This window comes from Leisingera daeponensis DSM 23529, from assembly GCF_000473145.1.
Taxonomy (GTDB): Bacteria; Pseudomonadota; Alphaproteobacteria; order Rhodobacterales; family Rhodobacteraceae; genus Leisingera; species Leisingera daeponensis.
This window is the reverse complement of record NZ_KI421500.1, coordinates 328,922-350,865: the sequence shown is the minus strand read 5'-3', so window position 1 is coordinate 350,865 and position 21,944 is coordinate 328,922. Positions and strand designations below refer to the sequence as shown.

Sequence of the window (21,944 nt, the reverse complement as noted above, 5' to 3'; positions counted from 1 at the left end):
ATGGAAGTCTACGGAACTGAGATCACCTCGCGGCTGCTGCTGGGCACAGCGCAATACCCCTCGCCTGCGGTTCTGGCGGCGGCGGTGCGGTCCAGCGGCACGGAAATCATCACCGTCAGCTTGCGCCGCGAAACCGCCGATGGCTCCGGCGCCGGGTTCTGGGAGAGTCTGCGGCACACCGGCTGCCGCATCCTGCCCAACACGGCCGGCTGCCATTCGGTGCAGGAGGCGGTGACGACGGCCCGTATGGCACGGGAGCTGTTTGACACCCCCTGGATCAAGCTGGAGGTGATCGGCCATTCCGACACGCTGCAACCGGATGTGTTCGGCCTGGTGGAGGCGGCGCGGGTGCTGAGCGGCGAGGGCTTCCAGGTCTTTCCCTATACCACGGACGATCTGGTGGTGGGGGAGAAGCTGCTGGAGGCGGGCTGCGAGGTGCTGATGCCCTGGGGGGCGCCGATCGGCTCCGGCCAGGGGTTGCGCAACCCGGATGGCTTGCGGGCCATGCGGGCACATTTCCCGGATGTGCCGCTGATCGTGGATGCCGGCATCGGGCGGCCCTCGGACGCGGCGGAGGCGATGGAGCTGGGCATGGATGCGGTGCTGCTGAACACCGCGGTGGCCAAGGCCGGCGACCCTGCCGGGATGGCCCGCGCAATGGCGCTGGCGGTTGAGGCCGGGCGTCTGGGGCATGGGGCCGACCCGATGGAGCGGCGCGAAATGGCGGTGCCCTCCACCCCGGTTCTGGGACTGGCGGAGTTTGCGTAATGGACCGTTTCTATCTGATCGTTGGCCACGTCGGCCGGCTGGAGCTGCTGGTGCCGCAGGGGGTCAAACTGGTGCAGCTGCGCATCAAGGACCAGCCGGACGCCGAGTTGCGCCGCCAGATTGCCCGCGCCCGCGACTTCTGCGCGGTGCATGGCGCGCAGTTGGTGGTCAATGACTACTGGCAGGCGGCGTTGGAGCTGAACTGCAATTTCGTGCATCTGGGCCAGGAGGACATGGACACCGCCGACTTTGCCGCGCTGCGCCGCAGGGGCGTGCGGTTCGGGCTGTCGACCCATGACGAGGCGGAGCTGGAGCGCGCCCTGTCCCTCGGACCGGCCTATGTGGCGCTGGGGCCGGTTTATCCGACGCTGCTGAAGAAGATGAAATGGGGGCCGCAGGGGCTGGAGCGGGTCACCCGCTGGAAGCAGATGGCGGGAAAGACGCCTCTGGTGGCGATTGGCGGGCTGACGCCGGAGCGGCTGCCGGGGGTCTTTGCCGCAGGGGCCGACAGTGCGGCGGTGGTGACCGATATCCAACTGGCGGAAGATCCCGAGGCGCGCACCCGCGAATGGGCGGAGGCCTGCCGCGCATGAGCCGCTATGCGCGGCAGATGATCCTGCCCGAAGTCGGTGCCGGTGGTCAGCAACGGCTCGCCAAGGCGCATGTTCTGGTGGTGGGCGCCGGGGGCCTCGGCTGCCCGGTGCTGCAGTATCTTGGCGGCGCGGGCGTCGGGCGCATCACGGTGATGGACGGCGACGCGGTGGAGGAAAGCAACCTGCACAGGCAGGTGCTTTATTCCATGGCCGATCTCGGCCACCCCAAGGCGGAGGCCGCCCGGCGGCGTCTGCTGGCGGCCAACCCGGATCTGCAAGCGGCGGCCCTTGTGCGGCCGCTGGACGCCGCCAATGCCCCGGCAATGGTTGCGGAGGCCGATCTGGTGGTGGATGCCGCGGACAGTTTTGCGGCGTCCTACATCCTCTCGGACACGTGCCGGCAGCAAGGCAAGACGCTGATCTCCGCTTCGGCGCTGGGACAGTCCGGGTATGCCGGGGGCTTCTGCGGCGGCGGGCCGTCCTTGCGCGCGGTGTTCCCGGATCTGCCCGCGCAGTCCGCGACCTGCGCAACCACGGGCGTGATGGGGCCTGCCGTGGGCATAATCGGCGCGCTGCAGGCGCAGCTTGCCCTGAAGGCGCTGCTCAATCACCAGCCGTCCCCGCGGGGACAGCTGTTTATTTTCCGGCTGCAGGACCTGCAGGTCAGCGCGTTCCGCTTCGATGATGCCGCGGAGCCGGAGGACGCGCTGCCCTTCATCGCGCCGTCTCATATCCGCCCGGACGACACGGTGATCGAGCTGCGCGAGGCCGCCGAAGCCCCGCGCCTGCCTGCGCCGCACGCCCGCCGGATGGCCCGCGCGGATATGCTGGCAGCGGATTTGCCGCGAGCGGGGCGGATCGTGCTGTGCTGCCGCACCGGGCTGCGGGCCTGGGGCGCGGCACAGGACTTGCGGCAGGCGGGATACGGGAACCTGGCACTGCTGGCAGCCGGGGATCGCGGATGACCTGGATCCTGGCGATTGGCGGCACCGACAGCAGCGGCGGCGCGGGCCTGAGCCGCGATACGGCGATGGCGGCAGCGCTGGGGGTGTGCGTGCGCCCGGTGGTGACAGCCGTGACGGTGCAGACCAACGAGGCCGTTCTGGCCGTTCACCCCTGCCCCGCACAGAGTGTTGCAGACCAAGCGCGCGCTGCCCTGGCAACGCCGCCGCTGCCCGGTGCGGTGAAGATCGGAATGCTGGGGTCCGCCGCAGTGGCAGAGGCGGCGGGCGCGGCTTTGCCCGCGGGGCTGCCCATCGTGGTGGACCCGGTGCTGAAGGCAAGTTCCGGCGGCACGCTGATGGCGGCGGACGGCTTTGGCGCGCTGCTGCGCCGGGCAGCGCTGGTGACGCCGAACCTGCCGGAGCTGGAGGTCTTGTCAGGCGTGCAGGGCGGCCCTGAAGTGCAGGCCGCTGCGCTGCTGGCGCAGGGGGTGCAGGCGGTGCTGGTCAAAGGCGGCCATGGCACCGGGGCGGAAAGCACCGACCTGCTGTTCACCGCAGATGGCCCGCCCCTCGCCTTTGCCGCGCCGCGGCTGACGGTGTCCAAACGCGGCACGGGCTGCAGCCTGGCCACGGCCATCGCCTGCCACCTGGCCAAGGGCGGCAGCCTGCAGGCGGCCTGCCGCCACGGCAAAGACGCGGTGCACCGCTGGCTGCGCCGCTGAAAGGCGCAGCGCAGCTGGCAGAGGGTATTGAGGCCGGTTTCTGGACGGAGCCTTCCGGCGCCCCTTCCCAATGCCTCGGCGGCCGGGCTGCTGCCATAAGCCCGCGGCATCGGGCGGGCGTTGCAGCAATCAGAAAGACAGGCCGGCCTCAGCGCATCCAGAAGCCTTCTTTCTTGATCCGGTTGCGGATCGCCTGCTCGCGCCGCGGCAGGTTTTCACGGTCAAACAGCGCCCGCACCTTTTCGCCGCGGCCCTGATAGACCATGCGCTTGACCGGCTCATAGGCTTTCAGAACCTTCTTGATCCGGTTCGGCGCCGCGATCTCGTGAAGCAGTTCCACCACCCGGTCGCTCTCACGCGCGTAGAGCAGCGGAAACAGCCGGTAGTGGCAGCTTGTTTCGCCATCCAGGAAACCGCTTGGCAGCGCGTCGCGGCCGCCGCCGAAAGCGTGGATCACCAGCGGCAGCACGATCTGGTCGAGCCAGGGGTCGAGGCTTTGGCCGGTCAGTTCGGCTGGCGGATCGTCCCGGACCGACTGCGCGTATGCCAGGAACCGCGCGCCAAAGCCCCGCGGACAGGCGCCGTAGAAAAAGCCTGCGTTGAAATAAAGGTAACGCTTCCAGAACTCATCCGGCTGGCTGAGGTCGAGGCTGGACGGGAAATCCAGACCGAAACGGCTGTACAGCGACTGCCAGATGCCCGCATAGCCCGGCCCGTAGAGCGTCGGCTGGGGCCAGGTCCCCTCGACCCGCAGAGAGGCCGAGGGACGGGAAAAGTCAAACGGCACCTCCGCCAGCTCGCCGGTGATCAGCGTGTCGGTGTCGAAAAAGACAAACGGCTCCCCCTCAGGCAGGGCCTGCAGCGCCTCGATCTTGTTGCCATAGGGGTATGCAGCGCCGAACACCTTGCTTTCGAAGGGCAGGATTTCCGCATCCAGCTCCGCCAGCGCCTGCAGCACCTCCGGATCGCGGATGCTGGGATCCTTGTCCCACAACGGCCCCGGCTGCGGCACCGCGACAAACAGGCGGCCGGAAAATCCGGGGGAGCAGCGGCGCAGCGAGGCGGCAAACAGCACCGCCTCATACTGCAGCCGGCCCGCCTGGCCGATGATCATCACGTTGAAGGGGGCATTTGCCATTGTTTTCCCCGTTTTCCGTCTCTGCCGGGCGGTTAGGACTGCCTGTTAAGGCCGCAGGCAGACCTGCCTGCTAAGCTAGCTACAAGCCGGCAGGATGCCGTGCAACAGGCCGTTGGGAAATTCGGGCACCCCTGTGTCATCGCGGGGCGCCTCAAGTGGAGCGAGATGATGATTGATGTGATCCTGGCGATCATCGCGGCAACGGCTCAGCCGGGCCCGCAGGGCGGCACGCCCGAGGCTGCGGCGCTGTCTGCGCCTGCCCCGTCCGCACCTGCCCTGGCGGCGGAACCGCAGGAGGCCACTGGCCGTTTCACCACCGCAGCCGAGGTGAAGCCGATCCTGGCCGCGACCCGGGCCAACTGGATCCATGTGCGCGAATTCAACGGCCAGGATCTGCTGTATGTCACCCATCTGTGGTCCTGGCGCTGCGGCCTGGCGCAGGTCAGGCTGAGCGTGAACGGTGCCGCGCCGGAACCCTGGCCGCTGCCGGAATGCCATCTGGACGAAGCGATTCCGAACATGATCAAGGAAGAGGACGGCATGCCCTACCGCAGCTATCCGCTGGGTTCGATCCGGCAGGTCGCCGTCGAGGTGACTTATGACGACCTGAGCCGCGAAGACCTGACCTTCGGCCGCAACGGGCAGCCGCTGGAGTAAGCCTGAACCGGCTGCCAGACCCGTCCGCCGCGGGCTGAGCAGCCGCATTCCGGCCCTCCCCGCGCAACCGTGAAAGCCACCCCCGGACCGGCGCGCTTTGGCACCTGCAATGCGCGCCGCGGCCCTGCGTGTATGCAAGCCTGTTCTTTTGCTGAAAAGACCTCTTGCGAGGCACCCGCGAAGGATGTTAAGCGCGGTTTCACAGCTAAGTGCCCCTATAGCTCAGCTGGTAGAGCAACTGATTTGTAATCAGTAGGTCCGCGGTTCGAGTCCGTGTGGGGGCACCATTTCTTCCGCTAGACTCTTGTTTCTGCTTCAGACGTTGCCGCCCGCGCAACGCCGCGAACGCTGTTGGAACTCATTCCGCCTGCGGCACCTGCACCGGCAGCCAGGCTGGCTGATGCAGCAGGCGGACCCCGGGTATGCCGGTGACAAGCGGATCTGGCCTCGCTGTCCGCTTTCTCAGGCTGCAACTCAGGTGCTGGAGCCTGCCTGCCGCGCTGAACCCTCAATTTGAAAGGTCGGCAACCTGCAGGGCAAACCGCAGCCCCGCCCCGTTTCCGCTGCGGCATTGGCGCGATTGCCTTCTGCCCGAAGCCATGCTGTTGTGCGCGCGACGCAGTAGAGTTTTCAGGGAGACCCACTCATGACCGATGCCCCGTCTTATGGCTTTGACACCTTGCAGATTCATGCTGGCGCCAAGCCGGACCCGGCCACTGGCGCGCGGCAAACGCCGATATACCAAACCACCGCTTATGTCTTCCGCGATGCCGAACACGCTGCGGCCCTGTTCAACCTGCAGGAAGTCGGCTTTATCTATTCCCGCCTGACCAACCCCACCGTCGCCGTGCTGCAGGAGCGGCTGGCGACGCTGGAGGGCGGCGTCGGCGCGGTGTGCTGCTCCTCCGGCCATGCGGCGCAGATCATGGCGCTGTTCCCGCTGATGGGGCCGGGCTGCAATGTGGTGGCCTCGACCCGGCTGTATGGCGGCACCGTCACCCAGTTCAGCCAGACCATCAAGCGCTTCGGCTGGTCGGCGAAATTCGTCGACACCGACGATCTGGACGCGGTGAAGGCGGCGATCGACGAAAACACCCGCGCGGTGTTCTGCGAATCCATCGCCAACCCGGGCGGCTATGTGACCGATATCCGGGCGCTGGCGGACATCACCGATGGCGCAGGCATCCCGCTGATCGTCGACAACACCTCTGCCACGCCCTATCTGTGCAACCCGATTGCCCAAGGGGCCACGCTGGTGGTGCATTCGACCACCAAATACCTGACCGGCAACGGCACCGTGACCGGCGGCTGCGTGATCGACAGCGGCAAGTTCGACTGGTCCGCGAATGACAAGTTCCCCTCGCTGTCGGCGCCGGAACCGGCCTATCACGGCCTCAAGTTCCACGAGACCTTCGGCCCGCTGGCCTATACCTTCCACGGCATCGCCATCGGCCTGCGCGATCTTGGCATGACGATGAACCCGCAGGCGGCGCATTACACGCTGATGGGCGTCGAGACGCTGTCCCTGCGGATGCAGCGCCATTGCGAGAACGCCCGCAAGGTGGCCGGCTGGCTCGAGAACGATGACCGGATCGACTATGTGACCTATGCGGGGCTGCCGTCCTCGCCCTATTACGAGCGCGCCCAGGCCTGCTATCCCAAGGGCACCGGCGGGCTGTTCACCTTTGCCGTCAAGGGCGGCTACGAGGCCTGCATCAAGCTGGTGGATTCGCTGGAGATCTTCAGCCATGTCGCCAACCTGGGCGACACCCGCTCGCTGATCATCCACTCCGCCTCCACCACTCACCGGCAGCTCACGCCGGAACAGCAGGAAGCGGCAGGCGCCGGCCCCAACGTGGTGCGCGTGTCCATCGGCATCGAGGATGCTGACGACCTGATCCGCGACCTGGACCAGGCGCTGGCCAAGGCCTGCGGCTGAGACACGGCTTACCTGAAAAAGTAAGGCCGGGCGCCCTGCCCGGCCTTTTTCGTTATTCGCTTGCCGCACCGCCCGGCTCGGTCATGTCGAACACCACCGAGACATTATGGGTGAAGGTCAGCTCGCCCGCTTCGACCGGCATCGCCTCGTTGCGGGCCATGTCCATGGCCATCATCGGACGCGGCCCGCCGCCGCTGCCGTTCTCGGTGATTGTGCGCACCGGGCCCAGCTCCATGCCAGCCGCTTCAGCAAGCTGCTGCGCCTTGCGCATCGCATCCTTGACCGCCTCGCCGCGGATCCTGTCGGTGACTGCGGCAGGATCCTCAACGCCAAAGCTCAGCCCCTGGAACTGGTTGGCGCCCGCGGTCAGCACCGTGTCCAGCACCGGCCCCAGACGGTCCAGATCGCGCACCCGCACCATCAGCGTGTTCGATGCCTGAAAGCCGGTGATCTCGCGCCGGCCGCCGTTGTCGTAGGAGCGGTCCTGCGACCAGACCGGATGCATCGCAATCTGCTGGGTCTGCATGTCGGCGCCGGCGATGCCGCCGTCTTTAAGCTGCGCAATCACCGCCTCCATTGCCTCGGATACCGCCGCCATGGCAGCAGCGGCTTCCTCTGCCTCCTCGGTCACGCCCAGAGTGATGGTTGCCAGTTCCGGCGCCACCTGCAGCATGCTTTCGCCATAGACCGTGATCTGCCGCGGGGCGGCGGCCTCGCTTGCGGCTGCAGCGCCTGCGCCCATCGACAGCATCAGTGCGGCGGCCAGAAGTTTCCTTGCTTTCATCTTCAAAAGCTCCTTTTTCGAATGCCCATTAGATGGGGACGGCAAACTGCCGCCCGCAAGCCCCGCCGTCAGTCTTTTCCTTTAACTCGGCAATCTCCTGCTTTAAGGTCCGCGGCAAAACACCGGGCGCGTCGGGCGGCCCCGGGCAGTATGGATTTGGATGGTTTGACCCAAGGCATGAAACCGGCTTTTGCTCTTTCGCTTTCCGCTGATGGTATTGCGCTTCTTTATCGCGCCGAGGACGGCTGGCGGCACGTGGGCAGCACCCCGTTTGACGCCGGGGATCTGCCCGCTGCACTGGCGGACATCCGCGCCGATGCGCTGCGGCTGACGCCGGACGGCGTGTTCAGCAAGCTGATCCTGCCCGATGACCAGATCCGTTATCTGACGGTCGAGACCGGTGAAATGCCCGCGGAAGAGCGGATTGCCGCCGCCAGGACTGCGCTCGAAGGGGCGACGCCCTATGCTGTGGATGAGCTGGCTTTTGATATCAGCGCGGACGGCGGCCTGACCCATGTTGCCGCCGTGGCGCTGGAAACGCTGGACGAGGCGGAAACCTTCGCGGTGGAGCATGGCTTTGGCCCGGTGAGTTTTGTCGCGGCACCCGAAGACAGCGGATTTCAGGGCGAGCCCTTCTTTGGCACCACCCGCGCGATCCGCGGCACCGAAGTAGAGCCCGACAGCGACGCGGTGGAGGTTGTCGGCCCGGCCAAGCTGCCGGCGCCAGCGGCAGAGCACAAGGCAGAAGAAAGCGCGCCCGCCCCGGCAGAGGACACACCGGAGCCGTCCGCGGATACTGCCGCCGAACAGCCGGCGGAGAAGCAGACGCCCGCAGCAGCCGCCAGACTGGACCCGCCGCAGCCGCCCCGGGCGCCCGTGCAGGAACCGGATGCGGATGCGGCAAAAGAGAGCGCGCCCGCGGATGCCCCGGCGCCTCCCGCCGATGCGAAGGCGCCGGTCAGACTTCCGCCTGCGCCGCCGGCACCGGCAGCCGGCGGCTCCGCGCAGGAGGGCAACGGGTTCTCCAGCATCCGCAGCAAAGCTTCGGCCGCAAACTCCTCTGCCCCGCCCGTTCAGGGTCCGGCGCCGGCGCCTGACCGGGTTCCGCCGCCTCTTGCGGCGAAACCGCTGGGGGCCGCTGTTGCGGCCAAGCCCGCGGATCAGGCCGGCGCCGCCGCGCCGCAGCCGAAGATCCCGCCCGCCCCCGCAGCGCTGCGTGAAGCTGCCGCAGCTCCGGCCCCGCCGCCCAAGATGGATGCCGGCAAACCGGCAGCTAAAGGAAAGCCGCGCTACCTCGGGGTGATCCTGACAGCCCTGCTGCTGCTGTTCATGGCCACCGTCGCGGTTTGGGCGGTATTCGGCGAAAGCGGCTTCTTCCAGGACACGCCGGCTGAGGACAGCGGCCTGGCCCCCGAAGGCGTCCCCGGCAACCCCCCGCCGGACGGGGCGGACAGCCCGTCCGGCGTGGTGCCGCAGCCCGGCGCGGATGCAGTTGATGCCGCCATCGCGCCGCAGGTCAGCGTGCTGGCGGATCAGCCCGACCCCGGCGTACTGGTCCTTGGCGCGGCTGCGGATGCCTCCGCTGGCGAAGCGGCCTTGGCGGACCTGCAGGACAGCGCGGAAGAGCCCTCGGCCGAAGACGAAGCTGCCGCGGATGGCGCGGAGCTGCCTGACGAGACCGCTGAGGCTGCCGCGGCAATTCCGGACGCGCTGGAGGATTTCGACGCGGACGAAGGCTTGGCGGCGCCTGCCGCCCCGGCACAGGCACCGCAGCCGGAGCCGCAGGACGAACTGGCCTTGGCCGCGCGCTATGCCGCGACCGGGGTCTGGCCGGTTGCGCCGGATCTAGGAACCAGCCCTGCTGCTCCCGGCCTTGATGAGCTTTATACCGCCTCCATTGACCAGCCCGATATCGCCGCCGATGCGGTGGCGCTGCCGCAGCCGGAGTCCTTTGCCGGGGATGACAGGCTGGCGGCGATTGCCTCCCCCGCCGTTGCGGGCGCGGACTTTGACCTGGACGCCCGCGGACTGGTCAAGGCCAGCCCCAAAGGCACACTTAACCCCGACGGCATCACGGTCTACCTGGGCCGCCCGAAGAAGGTGCCGCCGCGCGCACCGGAGCGCAGCGACCCGGCCGCCGAAGCCCTGGCCGAAGAGGTGGCCCGCAATCAGGTGCTGTCGCGCAAGCGCCCCAAGGCCCGGCCCGCGGATCTGGAGGAACAGACCGAGCGCGCCCAGCTGGGCGGCCTCAGCCGGGCCGAGCTCGCCTCGCTGCGCCCGCGCCAGCGCCCGGCCAGCGTGAAACCGGCCGGGGAAGAGCAGATGGCGGCCACCGCCCTGGCCATTGCCGCCTCGGCCGTGCCGCGTGAGCGGCCTGCAAATTTCGCCAATCTGGTGGACCGCGCCCGCCGCAACGCCCAGAACCAGGTGCCGGCCGCCGCCGCCGCGCCCGCCGTGCCCGCCGCGGCCGCTGCTGCCGCGCCGCGCATCCCGACCGAAGCCTCGGTCGCCCGCCGCGCCACGGTCAGCAACGCCCTCAATCTGCGCAAGCTGAACCTGATCGGGGTTTACGGCACCGCCTCTGACCGCCGCGCGCTGGTCCGGCTGCCGTCGGGCCGTTACATGAAGGTGCGGGTCGGCGACCGCATCGACGGCGGCCAGGTGATTGCCATCGGCGAAAGCCAGTTGCAGTACCAGAAAGGCGGCCGCAACCGCACCCTGACGATGCCCAACAGCTAAGCCTCCGGGCGCGCGGGCAGTTTGCCCCTGGCCCCTGCCCCCGGTCTGCACGCAGACGGGCACCGAATACGCCAACGAACACGAAAAAGCCGGGCCCGCTGTGCGGACCCGGCCCTGTCACTCAAGCGCCAGCGGTTACTCGGCGGCCTGGATCTCGCCGGATTCGATCTGCTCCCGCTCGATCGATTCAAACAGCGCCTTGAAGTTGCCCTCGCCAAAGCCGTCGTCGCCCTTGCGCTGGATGAACTCAAAGAAGATCGGCCCGATCACGGTCTTCGAGAAGATCTGCAGCAGGATCTTGGTCTCGCCGCCGTCAACCACGCCTTCACCGTCGATCAGGATGCCGTGTTTCTTCATCCGGTCCAGCGGCTCTTCATGGCCCTGCACGCGCTCGTGGCTCAGGTCGTAATAGGTTTCCGGCGGGGCCGGCATGAACTTGATGCCGCGCTCCGAAATCTCATCGGTGGAGTCATAGATGTTTTCGGTGCCGACGGCGATGTGCTGGATGCCCTCGCCCTTGTACTTCTTCAGGTAGGAGACGATCTGCCCGGTCTCGCCGCGGTCCTCGTTGATCGGGATCCGGATACGTCCGCAGGGCGAGGTCAGCGCGCGGCTCAGCAGGCCGGTGTATTTCCCTTCGATATCGAAGAACCGGATCTCCTTGAAGTTGAACAGATCGCCGTAGAACCTGAACCACTTGTCCATGTTGCCCTTGTAGACATTGTGGGTCAGGTGATCGAGGTAGTAGAAGCCGACGCCGCGCGGCTTGGACTGCTTCAGCCACTCGAATTCCTCGTTGTAGGGCGAGGTGTCATGGTACTGGTCGATGAAGTAGATCAGCGAGCCTCCGATGCCCTTGATCGCGGGCACGTCCATGGTCTTGTCATCGCCGTCATAGGCTTCGGCGCCCTTGGCGACGGCATGTTCGAACGCTTTCTGCGCATCGGCCACGCGCCAGCCCATCGACGGCGCGCAGGGGCCATGCTCTGCGACGAATTTTTCAGCAAAGCTGCCGGCCTCGGCATTCAGGATATAGGTGATGTCGCCCTGCTGCCACAGCTCAACGCCGGGCTTCTGCTTGTTGCGGCCGACCAGTTCATAGCCCATCCGGGTGAACAGGTCCCGCAGTTCCTGCGGCTCCGGGCTGGCAAATTCAACAAATTCAAAGCCATCGGTGCCAGCCGGGTTTTCCGGGGTGATCTCGGATTTCGGGGCATTGTGGGGGAACGGACCCATTGCGCGTCTCCTTCATGTGATGCGGGGACAGGATTAAATCTTGCGCCAAGAATACCGCATTTCCGCTGCAGGTTTTCCGCGTAGTTTAGCGCGCGCCGCTTGCTTTATGCGCAGGTTTTTCACATTCTCCCGCAAAAACGGAGAAACCCCGCATGCTGGATCCGACCGACACGAAACTTCTCGCGGCGCTGCAAAAGGACGCCCATCTGACCGCGCAGCAGCTTGGCGAGATGCTCAACCTGTCGCCCAGCCAGGCCGGGCGGCGGCGGCAGCGGCTGGAGGCGGAAGGCTATATCGAGGGCTATGCGGCACGGCTGAACCCGGCCAAGCTGGGGCTAGCGGTGCAGGGATTTGTGCAGGTGCATCTGGGCAGCCACGGCCCCGAGCAATCCAAAGGGTTCGCCCGGCTGGTGGCCAGCCAGCCGCAGATCACCTCCGCCTGGACGATGACCGGCGAAGCCGATTACCTGCTGCGCGTCTACTGCGCCGATCTGCAGGCGCTGAACACGCTGATCCACGAAATTCTGCTGCCCCACCCGGGCGTTTCACGCGTCCAGAGCCAGATCGTAATGGCACAATTAAAACGCGATGCGCCGCTACCAACTTAACTACTCGGGAAGGGTTTGGGCGTAAGACGAACGCAACGACTACTCAAACAGAAGTGGAATTTGCCGTGTCTTTTGTTGACCGCCGTGTTGAAACGCGCCCTAGCAGCGGCGAGGCTCCCTTTGGCCTCCATGAAGTGTTCTTCTCCAGGACTGACGGCCGGGGCGTGATCCAGGCCGGCAACTATGTGTTCCGGCGGGTGGGCGCCTATCCCTGGGAGGAGCTGATCGGCGCGCCGCACAAGGTGATCCGCCACCCGGACATGCCCAAGGGCGTGTTTTCTCTGTTCTGGGACACGATCCAGCGCGGCGACCCCATCGGCGCCTATGTCAAGAACAAGTCCAAGGACGGGCTTTACTACTGGGTATTTGCCGTGGTTGTCCCTTGCGAGGACGGCTACCTCTCCGCCCGGATCAAGCCCAGCAGCAAACTGTTCGGCGAGGTGCGCGCCTTTTATGCCCAGATGCTCAAGCGCGAGAAGGACCAGGGTGTCAAACCTGAGGACAGCGCCCAGTACCTGCTCGACTGGCTGGGCAGTCACGGCTACGAGAGCTACCACCAATTCGCCGCCCACGCGCTGAGCCAGGAGCTGATCACCCGCGATACCGGCCTCGGGAACCAGCCGCACGCCCGCATCCGGGAGCTGACCGGCATGCTGCGCAATGCCGAAACGCTGGTCGAGGAGACCGAAGGGCTGATCGCCGATTTCGACGCCATGCACACGATCCCGCACAACCTGCGGGTGCTGGCCTCGCGGATCGAGCCCTCGGGCGGCCCGGTCACCGTGCTGTCGCAGAACTATGGCTCCATGTCGCGCGAGATGTCGGACTGGTTCGCAGCGCATGTGATGGGCAAGAACAGCAATTTCGCCAAGATCAAATCTTCCGTCAACAACAGCCTGTTTGTCGAAGGCATGGCGCGGATCCTGATCGAATGCGACAACCAGCTGCAGAAAGAGCGCCGCGAACTGGGCAATGTCGACATGGAAGCCGAGCGCAAGATCCTCGGCGATCTGGTGAAGGATCAGGTCAAGCGCTCGCAGGACGGCATGAAGGAAGTCGACCAGGAAGCCGAGCGCATCACCAGCGCCTGCCAGATCATGCACCGGCATTTCCTTGGACTCAGCTCAACCCGGGTGCTGCTGAAGATCGAAAGCGCCAGGCTGACCGATTCTGGCGAAACCCTGGCCGATATCATCGACCAGCTCGGCGGTTTCCAGGAGCGGATTTCGCGGCGGCTGGACCGGATCGGCAAGCTCAGCGAAGAAATCCGCCTGCTCGAGCAATAATTCCGCGGCGCCTGCCCCCGGCAGGCGCCGAATTGCCTTATCAGCGCGCCGCAGCTGCCAAAGCCATTGCCAAGGCACCGGCGCGCTTGCGATACCTTCTGTATGGAAGAGTTTTTTTATCAGGCAACCGTTTATCTTGCAGCCGCCGTCATCGCGGTGCCGCTGGCCGCCCGCCTTGGCCTTGGCTCGGTGCTGGGCTATCTGGCGGCGGGCATTGCCATTGGCCCGGTGCTTGGCCTGACCGGCACCGAAACCGAGGACCTGCGCCATTTCGCCGAGTTCGGCGTGGTCATGATGCTGTTCCTGATCGGGCTGGAGCTGGAGCCGCGCGCGCTGTGGGCGATGCGGCACAAGCTGCTGGGACTGGGCGGCGCGCAGATTTCCCTGTCCACCTTCGCCCTGATGGGGGCAGCCATGGCGATGGGCCAGCCCTGGCACGTCAGCCTGGCCATCGGCCTGGCGCTGTCGCTCTCCTCCACCGCGATCGTGCTGCAGACGCTGTCCGAAAAGGGGTTGATGCGCACCGGCGGCGGCCGCTCGGCCTTTTCGGTGCTGCTGACCCAGGACATTGCGGTGATTCCGATCCTGGCCCTCCTGCCGCTGCTTGGGTCTTATGCGATTCCGCAATTCTCCAGCGATGGCTCCATCATCCTCGAAAGCGACAGCCACGGCGCGGGCCACGGGTCCCTGTCGCTGGTGGACGGGCTGCCCGGCTGGGCGGTGACGCTGGTCACCCTGGGCGCCATTGCCTTTATCATCCTGGCAGGCATCTACCTCACCCGGCCGCTGTTCCGCTTCATCCACGCCTCCAACCTGCGCGAGATGTACACCGCGCTGGCGCTGATGATCGTGGTTGGCATCTCCTTCCTGATGACGCTGGTCGGCCTGTCGCCGGCGCTCGGCGCGTTTCTGGCGGGTGTGGTGCTGGCCAACTCGGAATTCCGGCATGAGCTGGAAAGCGACCTCAACCCCTTCAAGGGGCTTCTGCTGGGGCTGTTCTTCATCACCGTCGGCGCAGGCATCAACTACCGCCAGCTCCTGGCGGATCCCGCCGACCTGATCGGACTGGCCGCGCTGGTGATCTTTGCCAAGGGCGCTGTGCTGTTTGCGGTTGGCCGCGCCTTTGGCCTGCGCCGCCGCGGGCTGTGGCTGTTCACCCTCAGCCTGGCGCAGGCCGGGGAGTTCGGCTTTGTGCTGCTCGCCTTCTCGCGCCAGCTGAATGTGATCCCGGCGGCGCTGTCGGAAAAGCTGCTGCTGGTGATTGCCCTGTCGATGCTGATCACACCGCTGCTGTTCATCCTTTATGACTTCCTCTCCAAGCGCATGGCCGACGCCCGACAGGAGCACGAGCCTGACGAGATCGACGAGGAAGGCCCGGTCATCATCGCGGGCATCGGCCGCTTCGGGCAGATCGTCAACCGGCTGGTGCAGGCCAGCGGTTTCAAGACCGTGGTGCTGGACCACGACATGGAGGCGGTGCAGCTGATGCGCCGTTTCGGGGTCAAGAGCTTTCTGGGCGACCCGACCCGGCCAGAACTCCTGAAAGCGGCCGGCATTGCCAAGGCCAAGGTGTTTGTGGTGGCGCTGGATGATCCCGAAGGGGTGGTCAAGATGGTGTCCCACGTGCGCCGCGCCTATCCGGACCTGCACATCATCGCCCGCGCCAAGGACCGCAACCACGTCTACGAGCTGTATCAGGCCGGCGCCAACGACATCGTGCGCGAGCTGTTTGACAGCTCGGTCCGGGCGGGCCGCTACGTGCTGGAGAACGTGGGCCTCACCGAATACGAGGCGGCACAGGCGGCGCAGACGTTTTACAATCACGACCGCCAGAACCTGCGCGACCTGGCCGAGCACTGGATCCCCGGCACCCCGGCCAGCCAGAACCCCGCATATATCGAGCGGGCACGGGAACTTGAAAAGGCCCTTGAAAGCGCGATTTTCGAGATGGCGGAGCGCAAGCGGAAGAAATCTTCCGAGGCCGCCGAATAAAAAAGCCCCGGCGCAGGCCGGGGCTTCGTTTTAGCAATTCAGACGGACGCTCAGCCGTCCGAGACCCCCGCCTCGGCAAAAGTCGCCATACCGCTGTGGCAGGCAACGGCGCCTTTCAGCACCTGGATCGCCAGCGCCGCGCCGGAGGCCTCGCCCAGCCGCAGGCCCAGCGACAAGAGCGGCTGTTTGCCCAGTTTTTCCAGCAGCACCGGATGCGCGCCCTCGGCGCTTTGATGGCCTGCCAGCGCGTGGTCCAGCGCCCCGTCTGCGGTCTGCAGCAGGCAGGCGGCAGCGGCGCAGCAGATGAAGCCGTCCAGGATCACCGGGATCCGCAGCACCCGGGCCGCTGCAATGGCGCCGGCCATCGCGGCAATCTCGCGCCCGCCGAGGCAGGCCAGCGCATCCAGCCCGTCCCGGATGGCGTCCTTGTGCAGCGCCACGCCTTCGGCCACCACCCGGGTCTTGCTGGCGAGCCCGGCATCGTCCACGCCGGTGCCGCGGCCGGTCCAGTCCGCCGCGTCTCCGCCGAACAGGACACAGGCCAGCGCCGCCGCGGGGGTGGTGTTGCCGATGCCCATCTCGCCGACCACCAGCAGGTCGGCGCTGGGGTCCACTGCGGTCCAGCCCGTCTGAAGGGCAGTCAGGAGCTCGTCTTGGGTCATGGCCGGACCTTGGGTGAAATCGGCCGTCGGGCGGTCCAGCTCCAGCGCGTGCACATCCATGCGGGCGCCTGCCAGCTTGGCCAGCTGGTTGATCGCAGCGCCGCCGTGCTGGAAGTTGAGGACCATCTGCGCGGTGACTTCCGGCGGAAAGGCGGAAACACCTTGCGCCGTCACGCCGTGATTGCCGGCAAAGACGATCACCTGCGGCGCGGCGATTTCGGGCCGGTCGCTGCCGCGCCAGCCGCCGTACCAGATCGCCAGATCTTCCAGCCGGCCCAGCGCGCCCGGCGGTTTGGTCAGCTGGCTGTTGCGTGCGGCAGCGCCCTGCAGCGCGGCCTGGTCCTGGACCGGCGCAGCAGCCAGTGCGGCGCGGAAATCATCAAGGGAGGAAAGCTGTGGCAGCATATGAAAGCCTCGTTGCATCTGAGCGCGTGACGCGGATAAAGCGGTTGGCAATCTGTTTAACCGCTGGCGGAAGTGCCGCAAGCCCCGCAATAGGCCCGTAAATGCGAAAAAACGACATCCAGGCAAATGATGTGCTTCTGGCGCTGGTGCTGCTGACCCGGCTGCCGCTGCCGCATCTGCCGCCGCAAGCGTTTCAGCGTCAGGCCAAGGCGGTCTGGGCGTTTCCGCTGGCCGGGCTGGCGGTGGCCCTGCCCGCAGCACTGCTGGCCGCGCTGACGCTTGCGGCGGGCCTGCCTGCCGCGGTGGCCGCCGGGCTGGCGCTGTCGGTTCAGGTCCTTCTGACCGGCGCCATGCATGAGGACGGGCTGGCCGACACTGCCGACGGGCTGTGGGGCGGTTTCAGCCGCGAGCGGCGGCTGGAGATCATGAAGGACAGCCGCAGCGGGGCCTATGGGGTGATCGCGCTGATCCTGGGGTTCGGCCTGCGCTGGTCCGCGCTGGCCGCCCTGATGCAGGTTGCAGGCCCCTGGCCGCTGCTGGCGCTGGCGATGATGAGCCGGGCAGTGATGCCCGCGCTGATGGCAGCGCTGCCCAATGCGCGCTCCGCAGGGCTGTCGCAGACCGTGGGCCGCCCCCGCGCCCTGCCCTGCCTTCTGGCCGCAGGGCTTGCAGTTCTCCTGTCCCTGCCGCTGATTGGCGCGGCAGCCCTTGGCACCGCCCTGGCAATGGGAGCGGCCGCTTTGGGGCTGGGCGCGCTGGCCAGGGCCAAGATCGGCGGCCAGACCGGGGACATTCTGGGCGCGGCGCAGCAGGTGGCGGAAATTGCCGGGCTGCTCGCGTTGCTCGCCATCTGCAGCTGAACCGGGCAGGCATTAAAAAAGGCCGCGCCCTCGCAGGCACGGCCCTTCTGTCTTGTGATCCGGCTGATCAGGCAGCGCGGGAGGTCAGAACCTCATCCACCTGCTTGGCAGCGGCGATCTCATCATTGCCCGAGACGGCGGCCACTTCGCGGGTGAGGCGCTCCAGCGCGGCCTCATACAGCTGGCGCTCGGAGTAGCTCTGCTCGCGCTGATCGTCGGTGCGGTGCAGGTCGCGGACCACTTCGGCGATCGAGATCAGGTCGCCGGAGTTGATCTTCTGCTCATACTCCTGGGCGCGGCGCGACCACATCGCGCGCTTCACCTTGGCTTTGCCCTTCAGCGTTTTCATCGCCTGCTCGATCACATCCGGCGAGCTCAGCGAACGCATCCCCACTTCGGTCGCCTTGTTGGTCGGCACCCGCAGGGTCATCTTGTCCTTTTCAAAAGTGATCACGAAAAGCTCCAGCGCAAAGCCGGCCACTTCCTGCTCCTCGATCGAGATGATCTGGCCAACGCCATGCGCCGGGTAAACCACGTAATCATCGGGGCGGAATTCGAGCTTCTTCGACTTGGTCATACAGGTTTTTCCTCACTCACAGCCGGGCGGCACCGGCATTAACGCGAAAAAGCACCGGACTCCGGCCAGTTGGTCTGGACCAGTCCCCGGGACATTTTCTTCGCAGAAATAGCGCCCAAAGTACGCACCGCCTGAGGCGTGCGCCCGGGGCGGACTCCGATTTCTTTTGCCTATTGTGGCCAGAGTATATCATAAAAATGGGCCGCCTGAAAGACAGCCCGCTGGTCAGGGACCGTAAAATCCCTATGCAATGCGGCGGTTTTTTGCACAATTGCGCCATCGCCGCTCGGGACGGAGAATCAGCCGCCTTCGCCCGGCGCCTCGGAGAAGTACTTCTCCATCTTGCCCTCTTCGCCGTCACGTTCCTCATAGCCCGGCAGCGGGTCTTTCTTGGACACGATCACCGGCCACAGCTCGGCATATTTGCGGTTGAATTCAACCCATTTGTCCATGTCCGGCTCGGTGTCCGGACGGATCGCATCCGCCGGGCATTCCGGCTCGCAGACGCCGCAGTCGATGCATTCGTCGGGGTGGATCACCAGGGTGTTCTCGCCCTCATAGAAGCAGTCGACCGGGCACACCTCAACACAGTCGGTGTATTTGCAGGCGATGCAGTTTTCCGTCACGACATAGGTCATAGTACCGAGTCCCGTTATCCGTTTGCGCCTAGCTAATCCAGACCGGCCAAGGCTTCAAGCCGTCAAAGGGTATCCTGCTTGCGAGTAAGATCAAGCGCCCTGCGGGCTTTTTTGTCCGGGCGGCCTTTTCCTTCGAACTTGGGATTGGCCGGAACGTTTTCCTGCTTCTCCGTCATATCGAAATAAAGGGCCTGCGCTTCCGGCGCCGGGCCGCGGCGTTCGCCGGTGGCCTCGATGCGGACCACGCGGATGACCTTGCCCTGGGCGAAGGTCAGAACGTCCCCGGGGGAGACGTTCTGAGCCGGTTTCGATGCCTTGGTGCCGTTGACGCGCACATGGCCCGCGCCGACCAGTTTGGCGGCCAGGCTGCGGGTCTTGAAAAACCGCGCATACCACAGCCATTTGTCGATGCGGATCCGGGGCGCGCCGTCGGCCATGGCCGGTTCAGTCGCCCTGTTTCAGCCCCATCAGCGCAGCGGCGAAGGGGTTGTCCGGGTCGATCTGCTTTTCCTTCCTGGCGGGACGCGAGGAATAGGTCTTGGCGCCCTTGTCCTGACGCGGACCGCCCTTGCGGCCCGGTTTGCCGTGGCCGCCTTCGCCGCCGCCTTTACCGCTGCGCGGCTTGCCCTTGCCGCCCGGCTTGCCGTCGCCCTGCGGACGGCGGTTCTGCTGGCGCTGGCCGCCCTGGCGTCCGCCCCGGGTGCCGCCCCAGGTGAAGGTGTAAAAGACTTCTGTCTCCGCTGCGTCCAGCGTGGCGTCGGCCGCTTCGCCCACCGGGATTTCATCCGCAGCAGTTTCTGCAACCGGCGTCTCAGCCACCGGCTCGGCCGGTTCCTCGGCCACCGGGGCAACGCCTGCATCCTCGATCGCTTCAGTGCCTGCGGGCACGTCCGCGGGAGCGGCTTCAGCTTCTTCTGCCGGTGCGGCGGCAGGCGTGTTCTCGACCTCTGCCGCGGCGTCCATCACCGGCTTGTCTTCGGACGGGGTGCCGGTTTCGGTCACTACGGCATCCACCGGCTTGACCTTCTGGCGCTCGCCCTTCTCAGCGCTGTAGCCCAGGCCCTGCATCAGGTCGGCGAACTGCTCCAGCGTCATGCCGGTGATCGACAGCATGTCGGCCTTGGCTTCAAAGCCGCCGCGGCTGTCTTCGGCGCGCAGCATATCGGCCAGACGCTCCAGCATGTCGATGCGGATCATCCGCTCGCCTGCGGCGCGGTAGCCGCACATAGTGTCATAGCCCTCGGGCGCGTCCTTGATCGACGGCACGGTGACCAGGCCCGGCGGCGGCGCCTCCGGGAAGTCCTGCAGGCCGTTGGCCAGCGACCACAGCACCAGGCGCAGACGGGTCGGCGCGGGCTTCAGCAGCAGCGGCATGAAAATGGTGAACTGGCCGAAGCGGATGCCGTGCTTGCGCAGCGCGCCGCGGGCGTCCTGATCCAGATCCTTCACCTCCTGCGCAACGCCTGCACGCGGCAGCACGCCGAGGTTTTCGACCATCCTGAAGGCAAAACCGCGCGCCAGGCCGGTCAGCTCTTCGTCCTTCTGCAGGTTCAGCAGCGGCTCGAACAGCGCGTTGATCTTGCGGGTGATGAAATGCAGCAGGCGGCGCTCCACCTTCTGGGCGACATCCGGCCCGGCGGCGTCGTCGACGAACACCTCGATCTGCGGGCTCAGCGCGTCTGCGCCGGCCACCAGCTTGCCCACCGCATCGCCGCCCCACATCAGGCCGCCCTGCTCGGTATAATCGATCTCGGTATCGGGTGCGTTATAGAACCGGTCCGCACGCAGATGGAATTGCGGCGCCAAAGCCTGCAGCGAGGCCGCTTTCAAGGCTTTTGCCTCAGCACCCTGCGCACCTTTGTCCGGGCTGAACCGGAACCCTTCCAGACGGCCGACGAATTCGCCTTCGACCGTCACTTCACCCTTGTCATTCACTTCGGCCAAAAGGGCCTCCTTCTGTTTGAGCCGGCGCAGAAGCACGGATGTGCGCCGGTCCACAAATCGCTGAGTCAAGCGCTCGTGCAGCGCGTCTGACAATCTGTCTTCTACAGCGCGCGTTTCCCCGCGCCAATGGCTTTCGTCACGCAGCCAGCCATTCCGCTGCGCGACATATGTCCACGTCCGGATAAAGGCCAGACGCTTGGACAGGGTATCTATGTTGCCGTCGGTCCGGTCAATCCGCTTGATCTGGCGGGCCATCCAGTCATCAGGCACCACGCCGCCGCCGTGCAGATGCTCAAAGATAACGCCCAGAAGCGAGGTATGTTCCGCATGGCTGATGCCGCGGAAGTCGGGAATCCGGCAGACATCCCACAGCAGTCTCACCGATTGCGCGTTGGTGGTGCGGGCGATGATGGAGGATTCGCGCGACAGCATCTTCAGCGCGCCCAGGTCGTCGGCCTCGCGCGCCTTGGTCAGATGCTCGTTCGAGGGGCTTGATTCGAGCGAGTTGATCAGCGCCTCGACGGTGCCGAACTGGAGATCGGCAGAGCGCCAGTTGAGCTTTTTCAGCGGCGTGAACTGGTGGTTCATGATCGCCGAGGCGGTGCCTTCATCCAGCGGCCGGGCATCGCCGGTGACGCCGAAGGTGCCGTGGCTCATCCCGCGGCCCGCGCGGCCTGCGATCTGGGCCAGTTCATTGGGGGCCAGCGGGCGCATCCGGCGGCCGTCGAACTTGGTGGTGGAGGAAAACGCCACGTGGTCGATGTCGAGGTTCAGTCCCATGCCGATGGCGTCAGTTGCGACCAGATAGTCGACCTCGCCATTTTGATACAGCGCCACCTGGGCGTTGCGGGTGCGCGGGGAAAGCGCGCCCATCACCACCGCCGCACCGCCCTTCTGGCGGCGGATCAGCTCGGCAATGGCATAGACATTATCAACCGAGAACCCGACGATGGCAGTGCGCGGCGGCATCCGGCTTATCTTTTTCGAACCCGTGTAGACCAGATCGGACATCCGCTCCCGGCGGTGGAACTCGACGCCCGGCACCAGCGCCGAAATCGGACCGCGCATGGTGTCGGCGCCCAGGAACAGCGTCTCCTGCGTGCCGCGGGCGCGCAGGAGACGGTCGGTGAAGACATGGCCGCGCTCCGGGTCGGCGCAGAGCTGGATCTCGTCGATCGCCAGGAAGTCGCAGCCCATGCCCTCGGGCATCGCCTCCACCGTGCAGATCCAGTACTGCGCCCGGGGAGGCACGATGCGTTCCTCGCCGGTGACCAGCGCCACCACCGAGGGGCCGCGGGCCGCCACCACCTTGTCATAGACCTCGCGCGCAAGCAGACGCAGCGGGAATCCCATCACCCCGGTGCGGTAACCCAGCATGCGTTCGATGGCGTAATGGGTTTTGCCGGTATTGGTCGGGCCGAGGACGGCCACGATCCGCGATGCGCTTGCCAT

At 66.3% G+C, this 21,944-nt stretch carries 19 protein-coding genes and 1 tRNA gene; 12 read left to right on the top strand and 8 right to left on the bottom strand.

Annotated elements, in window-relative coordinates; translation table 11 throughout:
- Genes DAEP_RS0102090 through thiD form a run of 4 tightly spaced genes read left to right on the top strand, consistent with a single transcriptional unit; the run spans window position 1 to window position 3,027 of the window.
- Window positions 1-768, top strand: a complete 768-nt coding sequence (locus tag DAEP_RS0102090) for a thiazole synthase (protein WP_027243511.1) — start codon at window positions 1-3, stop codon at window positions 766-768.
- Window positions 768-1,361: a thiamine phosphate synthase gene (locus DAEP_RS0102085; RefSeq protein ID WP_027243510.1), complete on the top strand. Its 594-nt coding sequence runs from the start codon at window positions 768-770 to the stop codon at window positions 1,359-1,361. Before DAEP_RS0102090 ends, DAEP_RS0102085 begins: the two co-directional genes overlap by 1 nt.
- Window positions 1,358-2,326, top strand: a complete 969-nt coding sequence (locus DAEP_RS0102080; RefSeq protein WP_027243509.1) for a HesA/MoeB/ThiF family protein — start codon at window positions 1,358-1,360, stop codon at window positions 2,324-2,326. The genes DAEP_RS0102085 and DAEP_RS0102080 overlap by 4 nt, the downstream gene beginning before the upstream one ends.
- Window positions 2,323-3,027 carry a bifunctional hydroxymethylpyrimidine kinase/phosphomethylpyrimidine kinase gene (gene thiD, locus DAEP_RS0102075; protein WP_027243508.1) on the top strand — a complete coding sequence of 235 codons (705 nt, stop codon included), beginning with the start codon at window positions 2,323-2,325 and terminating at the stop codon, window positions 3,025-3,027. The genes DAEP_RS0102080 and thiD overlap by 4 nt, the downstream gene beginning before the upstream one ends.
- 148 nt (window positions 3,028-3,175) lie before the next feature.
- On the opposite strand, the gene DAEP_RS0102070 is transcribed toward thiD, so the two are convergent.
- Window positions 3,176-4,165 (bottom strand): hypothetical protein, encoded by a 990-nt coding sequence (locus tag DAEP_RS0102070; protein WP_027243507.1) that lies wholly within the window; start codon window positions 4,163-4,165, stop codon window positions 3,176-3,178.
- Window positions 4,166-4,333: 168 nt separating this feature from the next.
- Between DAEP_RS0102070 and DAEP_RS0102065 the strand changes: the two genes are divergently transcribed.
- From DAEP_RS0102065 to DAEP_RS0102055, 3 genes are all read left to right on the top strand, one after another.
- Window positions 4,334-4,822, top strand: a complete 489-nt coding sequence (locus DAEP_RS0102065) for a hypothetical protein (RefSeq protein ID WP_036760943.1) — start codon at window positions 4,334-4,336, stop codon at window positions 4,820-4,822.
- Window positions 4,823-5,033: 211 nt separating this feature from the next.
- Window positions 5,034-5,109 (top strand) — tRNA-Thr (locus tag DAEP_RS0102060).
- A gap of 359 nt (window positions 5,110-5,468) precedes the next feature.
- Window positions 5,469-6,761, top strand: coding sequence for an O-acetylhomoserine aminocarboxypropyltransferase/cysteine synthase family protein (locus tag DAEP_RS0102055; RefSeq protein ID WP_008556968.1), 1,293 nt, complete (start codon window positions 5,469-5,471; stop codon window positions 6,759-6,761).
- Window positions 6,762-6,813: 52 nt separating this feature from the next.
- On the opposite strand, the gene DAEP_RS0102050 is transcribed toward DAEP_RS0102055, so the two are convergent.
- Entirely contained in the window at window positions 6,814-7,545 is a 732-nt protein-coding gene (locus tag DAEP_RS0102050; protein WP_027243505.1) for an SIMPL domain-containing protein, read from the bottom strand.
- Window positions 7,546-7,722: 177 nt separating this feature from the next.
- Here DAEP_RS0102050 and DAEP_RS0102045 point away from each other — a divergent pair, with 177 nt between their 5' ends.
- Window positions 7,723-10,284, top strand: a complete 2,562-nt coding sequence (locus DAEP_RS0102045) for a hypothetical protein (protein ID WP_027243504.1) — start codon at window positions 7,723-7,725, stop codon at window positions 10,282-10,284.
- A gap of 135 nt (window positions 10,285-10,419) precedes the next feature.
- On the opposite strand, the gene hppD is transcribed toward DAEP_RS0102045, so the two are convergent.
- Window positions 10,420-11,520, bottom strand: a complete 1,101-nt coding sequence (gene hppD, locus DAEP_RS0102040) for a 4-hydroxyphenylpyruvate dioxygenase (RefSeq protein WP_027243503.1) — start codon at window positions 11,518-11,520, stop codon at window positions 10,420-10,422.
- Between the two features lie 152 nt (window positions 11,521-11,672).
- Between hppD and DAEP_RS0102035 the strand changes: the two genes are divergently transcribed.
- The 3 genes from DAEP_RS0102035 (at window position 11,673) to DAEP_RS0102025 (ending at window position 15,406) form a co-directional block, all read left to right on the top strand.
- Window positions 11,673-12,128 carry an Lrp/AsnC family transcriptional regulator gene (locus DAEP_RS0102035; protein WP_027243502.1) on the top strand — a complete coding sequence of 152 codons (456 nt, stop codon included), beginning with the start codon at window positions 11,673-11,675 and terminating at the stop codon, window positions 12,126-12,128.
- 65 nt (window positions 12,129-12,193) lie between these two features.
- On the top strand, window positions 12,194-13,414 hold the full coding sequence (locus DAEP_RS0102030; RefSeq protein ID WP_027243501.1) for a PAS domain-containing protein: 1,221 nt from the start codon (window positions 12,194-12,196) through the stop codon (window positions 13,412-13,414).
- Window positions 13,415-13,516: 102 nt separating this feature from the next.
- Window positions 13,517-15,406 (top strand): monovalent cation:proton antiporter-2 (CPA2) family protein, encoded by a 1,890-nt coding sequence (locus tag DAEP_RS0102025; RefSeq protein ID WP_027243500.1) that lies wholly within the window; start codon window positions 13,517-13,519, stop codon window positions 15,404-15,406.
- Window positions 15,407-15,456: 50 nt separating this feature from the next.
- On the opposite strand, the gene cobT is transcribed toward DAEP_RS0102025, so the two are convergent.
- On the bottom strand, window positions 15,457-16,473 hold the full coding sequence (cobT, locus tag DAEP_RS0102020) for a nicotinate-nucleotide--dimethylbenzimidazole phosphoribosyltransferase (protein WP_027243499.1): 1,017 nt from the start codon (window positions 16,471-16,473) through the stop codon (window positions 15,457-15,459).
- A gap of 101 nt (window positions 16,474-16,574) precedes the next feature.
- On the opposite strand from cobT, the gene cobS reads away from it, so the two are divergent.
- Window positions 16,575-17,333 (top strand): adenosylcobinamide-GDP ribazoletransferase, encoded by a 759-nt coding sequence (gene cobS / locus DAEP_RS0102015; protein WP_027243498.1) that lies wholly within the window; start codon window positions 16,575-16,577, stop codon window positions 17,331-17,333.
- A 67-nt stretch (window positions 17,334-17,400) separates the two neighbouring features.
- Here the strand turns inward: cobS and DAEP_RS0102010 are convergent, their stop codons facing one another.
- From DAEP_RS0102010 to DAEP_RS0101995, 4 genes are all read right to left on the bottom strand, one after another.
- Window positions 17,401-17,910, bottom strand: coding sequence for a CarD family transcriptional regulator (locus DAEP_RS0102010; protein ID WP_008553660.1), 510 nt, complete (start codon window positions 17,908-17,910; stop codon window positions 17,401-17,403).
- Between the two features lie 299 nt (window positions 17,911-18,209).
- A complete protein-coding gene (gene fdxA / locus DAEP_RS0102005; protein ID WP_008556369.1) occupies window positions 18,210-18,548 on the bottom strand; it encodes a ferredoxin FdxA in 339 nt (112 codons plus the stop codon).
- Window positions 18,549-18,610: 62 nt separating this feature from the next.
- Window positions 18,611-18,985 carry an RNA-binding S4 domain-containing protein gene (locus DAEP_RS0102000; RefSeq protein WP_027243497.1) on the bottom strand — a complete coding sequence of 125 codons (375 nt, stop codon included), beginning with the start codon at window positions 18,983-18,985 and terminating at the stop codon, window positions 18,611-18,613.
- A gap of 7 nt (window positions 18,986-18,992) precedes the next feature.
- The gene (locus tag DAEP_RS0101995) at window positions 18,993-21,944 is read right to left on the bottom strand and encodes a helicase-related protein (RefSeq protein ID WP_027243496.1); all 2,952 of its coding nucleotides are present in this window, start codon (window positions 21,942-21,944) and stop codon (window positions 18,993-18,995) included.

Coding starts and splice junctions, on each gene's coding strand:
- thiD (WP_027243508.1), top strand. CDS start 2,323: ATGACCTGGATCCTGGCGATTGGCGGCACCGACAGCAGCGGCGGCGCG.
- DAEP_RS0102025 (WP_027243500.1), top strand. CDS start 13,517: ATGGAAGAGTTTTTTTATCAGGCAACCGTTTATCTTGCAGCCGCCGTC.
- DAEP_RS0102070 (WP_027243507.1), bottom strand. CDS start 4,165: ATGGCAAATGCCCCCTTCAACGTGATGATCATCGGCCAGGCGGGCCGG.
- DAEP_RS0102055 (WP_008556968.1), top strand. CDS start 5,469: ATGACCGATGCCCCGTCTTATGGCTTTGACACCTTGCAGATTCATGCT.
- DAEP_RS0102045 (WP_027243504.1), top strand. CDS start 7,723: ATGAAACCGGCTTTTGCTCTTTCGCTTTCCGCTGATGGTATTGCGCTT.
- cobS (WP_027243498.1), top strand. CDS start 16,575: ATGCGAAAAAACGACATCCAGGCAAATGATGTGCTTCTGGCGCTGGTG.
- DAEP_RS0102050 (WP_027243505.1), bottom strand. CDS start 7,545: ATGAAAGCAAGGAAACTTCTGGCCGCCGCACTGATGCTGTCGATGGGC.
- DAEP_RS0102000 (WP_027243497.1), bottom strand. CDS start 18,985: ATGGCCGACGGCGCGCCCCGGATCCGCATCGACAAATGGCTGTGGTAT.
- DAEP_RS0102065 (WP_036760943.1), top strand. CDS start 4,334: ATGATTGATGTGATCCTGGCGATCATCGCGGCAACGGCTCAGCCGGGC.
- DAEP_RS0102080 (WP_027243509.1), top strand. CDS start 1,358: ATGAGCCGCTATGCGCGGCAGATGATCCTGCCCGAAGTCGGTGCCGGT.
- DAEP_RS0102090 (WP_027243511.1), top strand. CDS start 1: ATGGAAGTCTACGGAACTGAGATCACCTCGCGGCTGCTGCTGGGCACA.
- DAEP_RS0102035 (WP_027243502.1), top strand. CDS start 11,673: ATGCTGGATCCGACCGACACGAAACTTCTCGCGGCGCTGCAAAAGGAC.
- fdxA (WP_008556369.1), bottom strand. CDS start 18,548: ATGACCTATGTCGTGACGGAAAACTGCATCGCCTGCAAATACACCGAC.
- hppD (WP_027243503.1), bottom strand. CDS start 11,520: ATGGGTCCGTTCCCCCACAATGCCCCGAAATCCGAGATCACCCCGGAA.
- cobT (WP_027243499.1), bottom strand. CDS start 16,473: ATGCTGCCACAGCTTTCCTCCCTTGATGATTTCCGCGCCGCACTGGCT.
- DAEP_RS0102085 (WP_027243510.1), top strand. CDS start 768: ATGGACCGTTTCTATCTGATCGTTGGCCACGTCGGCCGGCTGGAGCTG.
- DAEP_RS0101995 (WP_027243496.1), bottom strand. CDS start 21,944: ATGGCAAGCGCATCGCGGATCGTGGCCGTCCTCGGCCCGACCAATACC.
- DAEP_RS0102010 (WP_008553660.1), bottom strand. CDS start 17,910: ATGACCAAGTCGAAGAAGCTCGAATTCCGCCCCGATGATTACGTGGTT.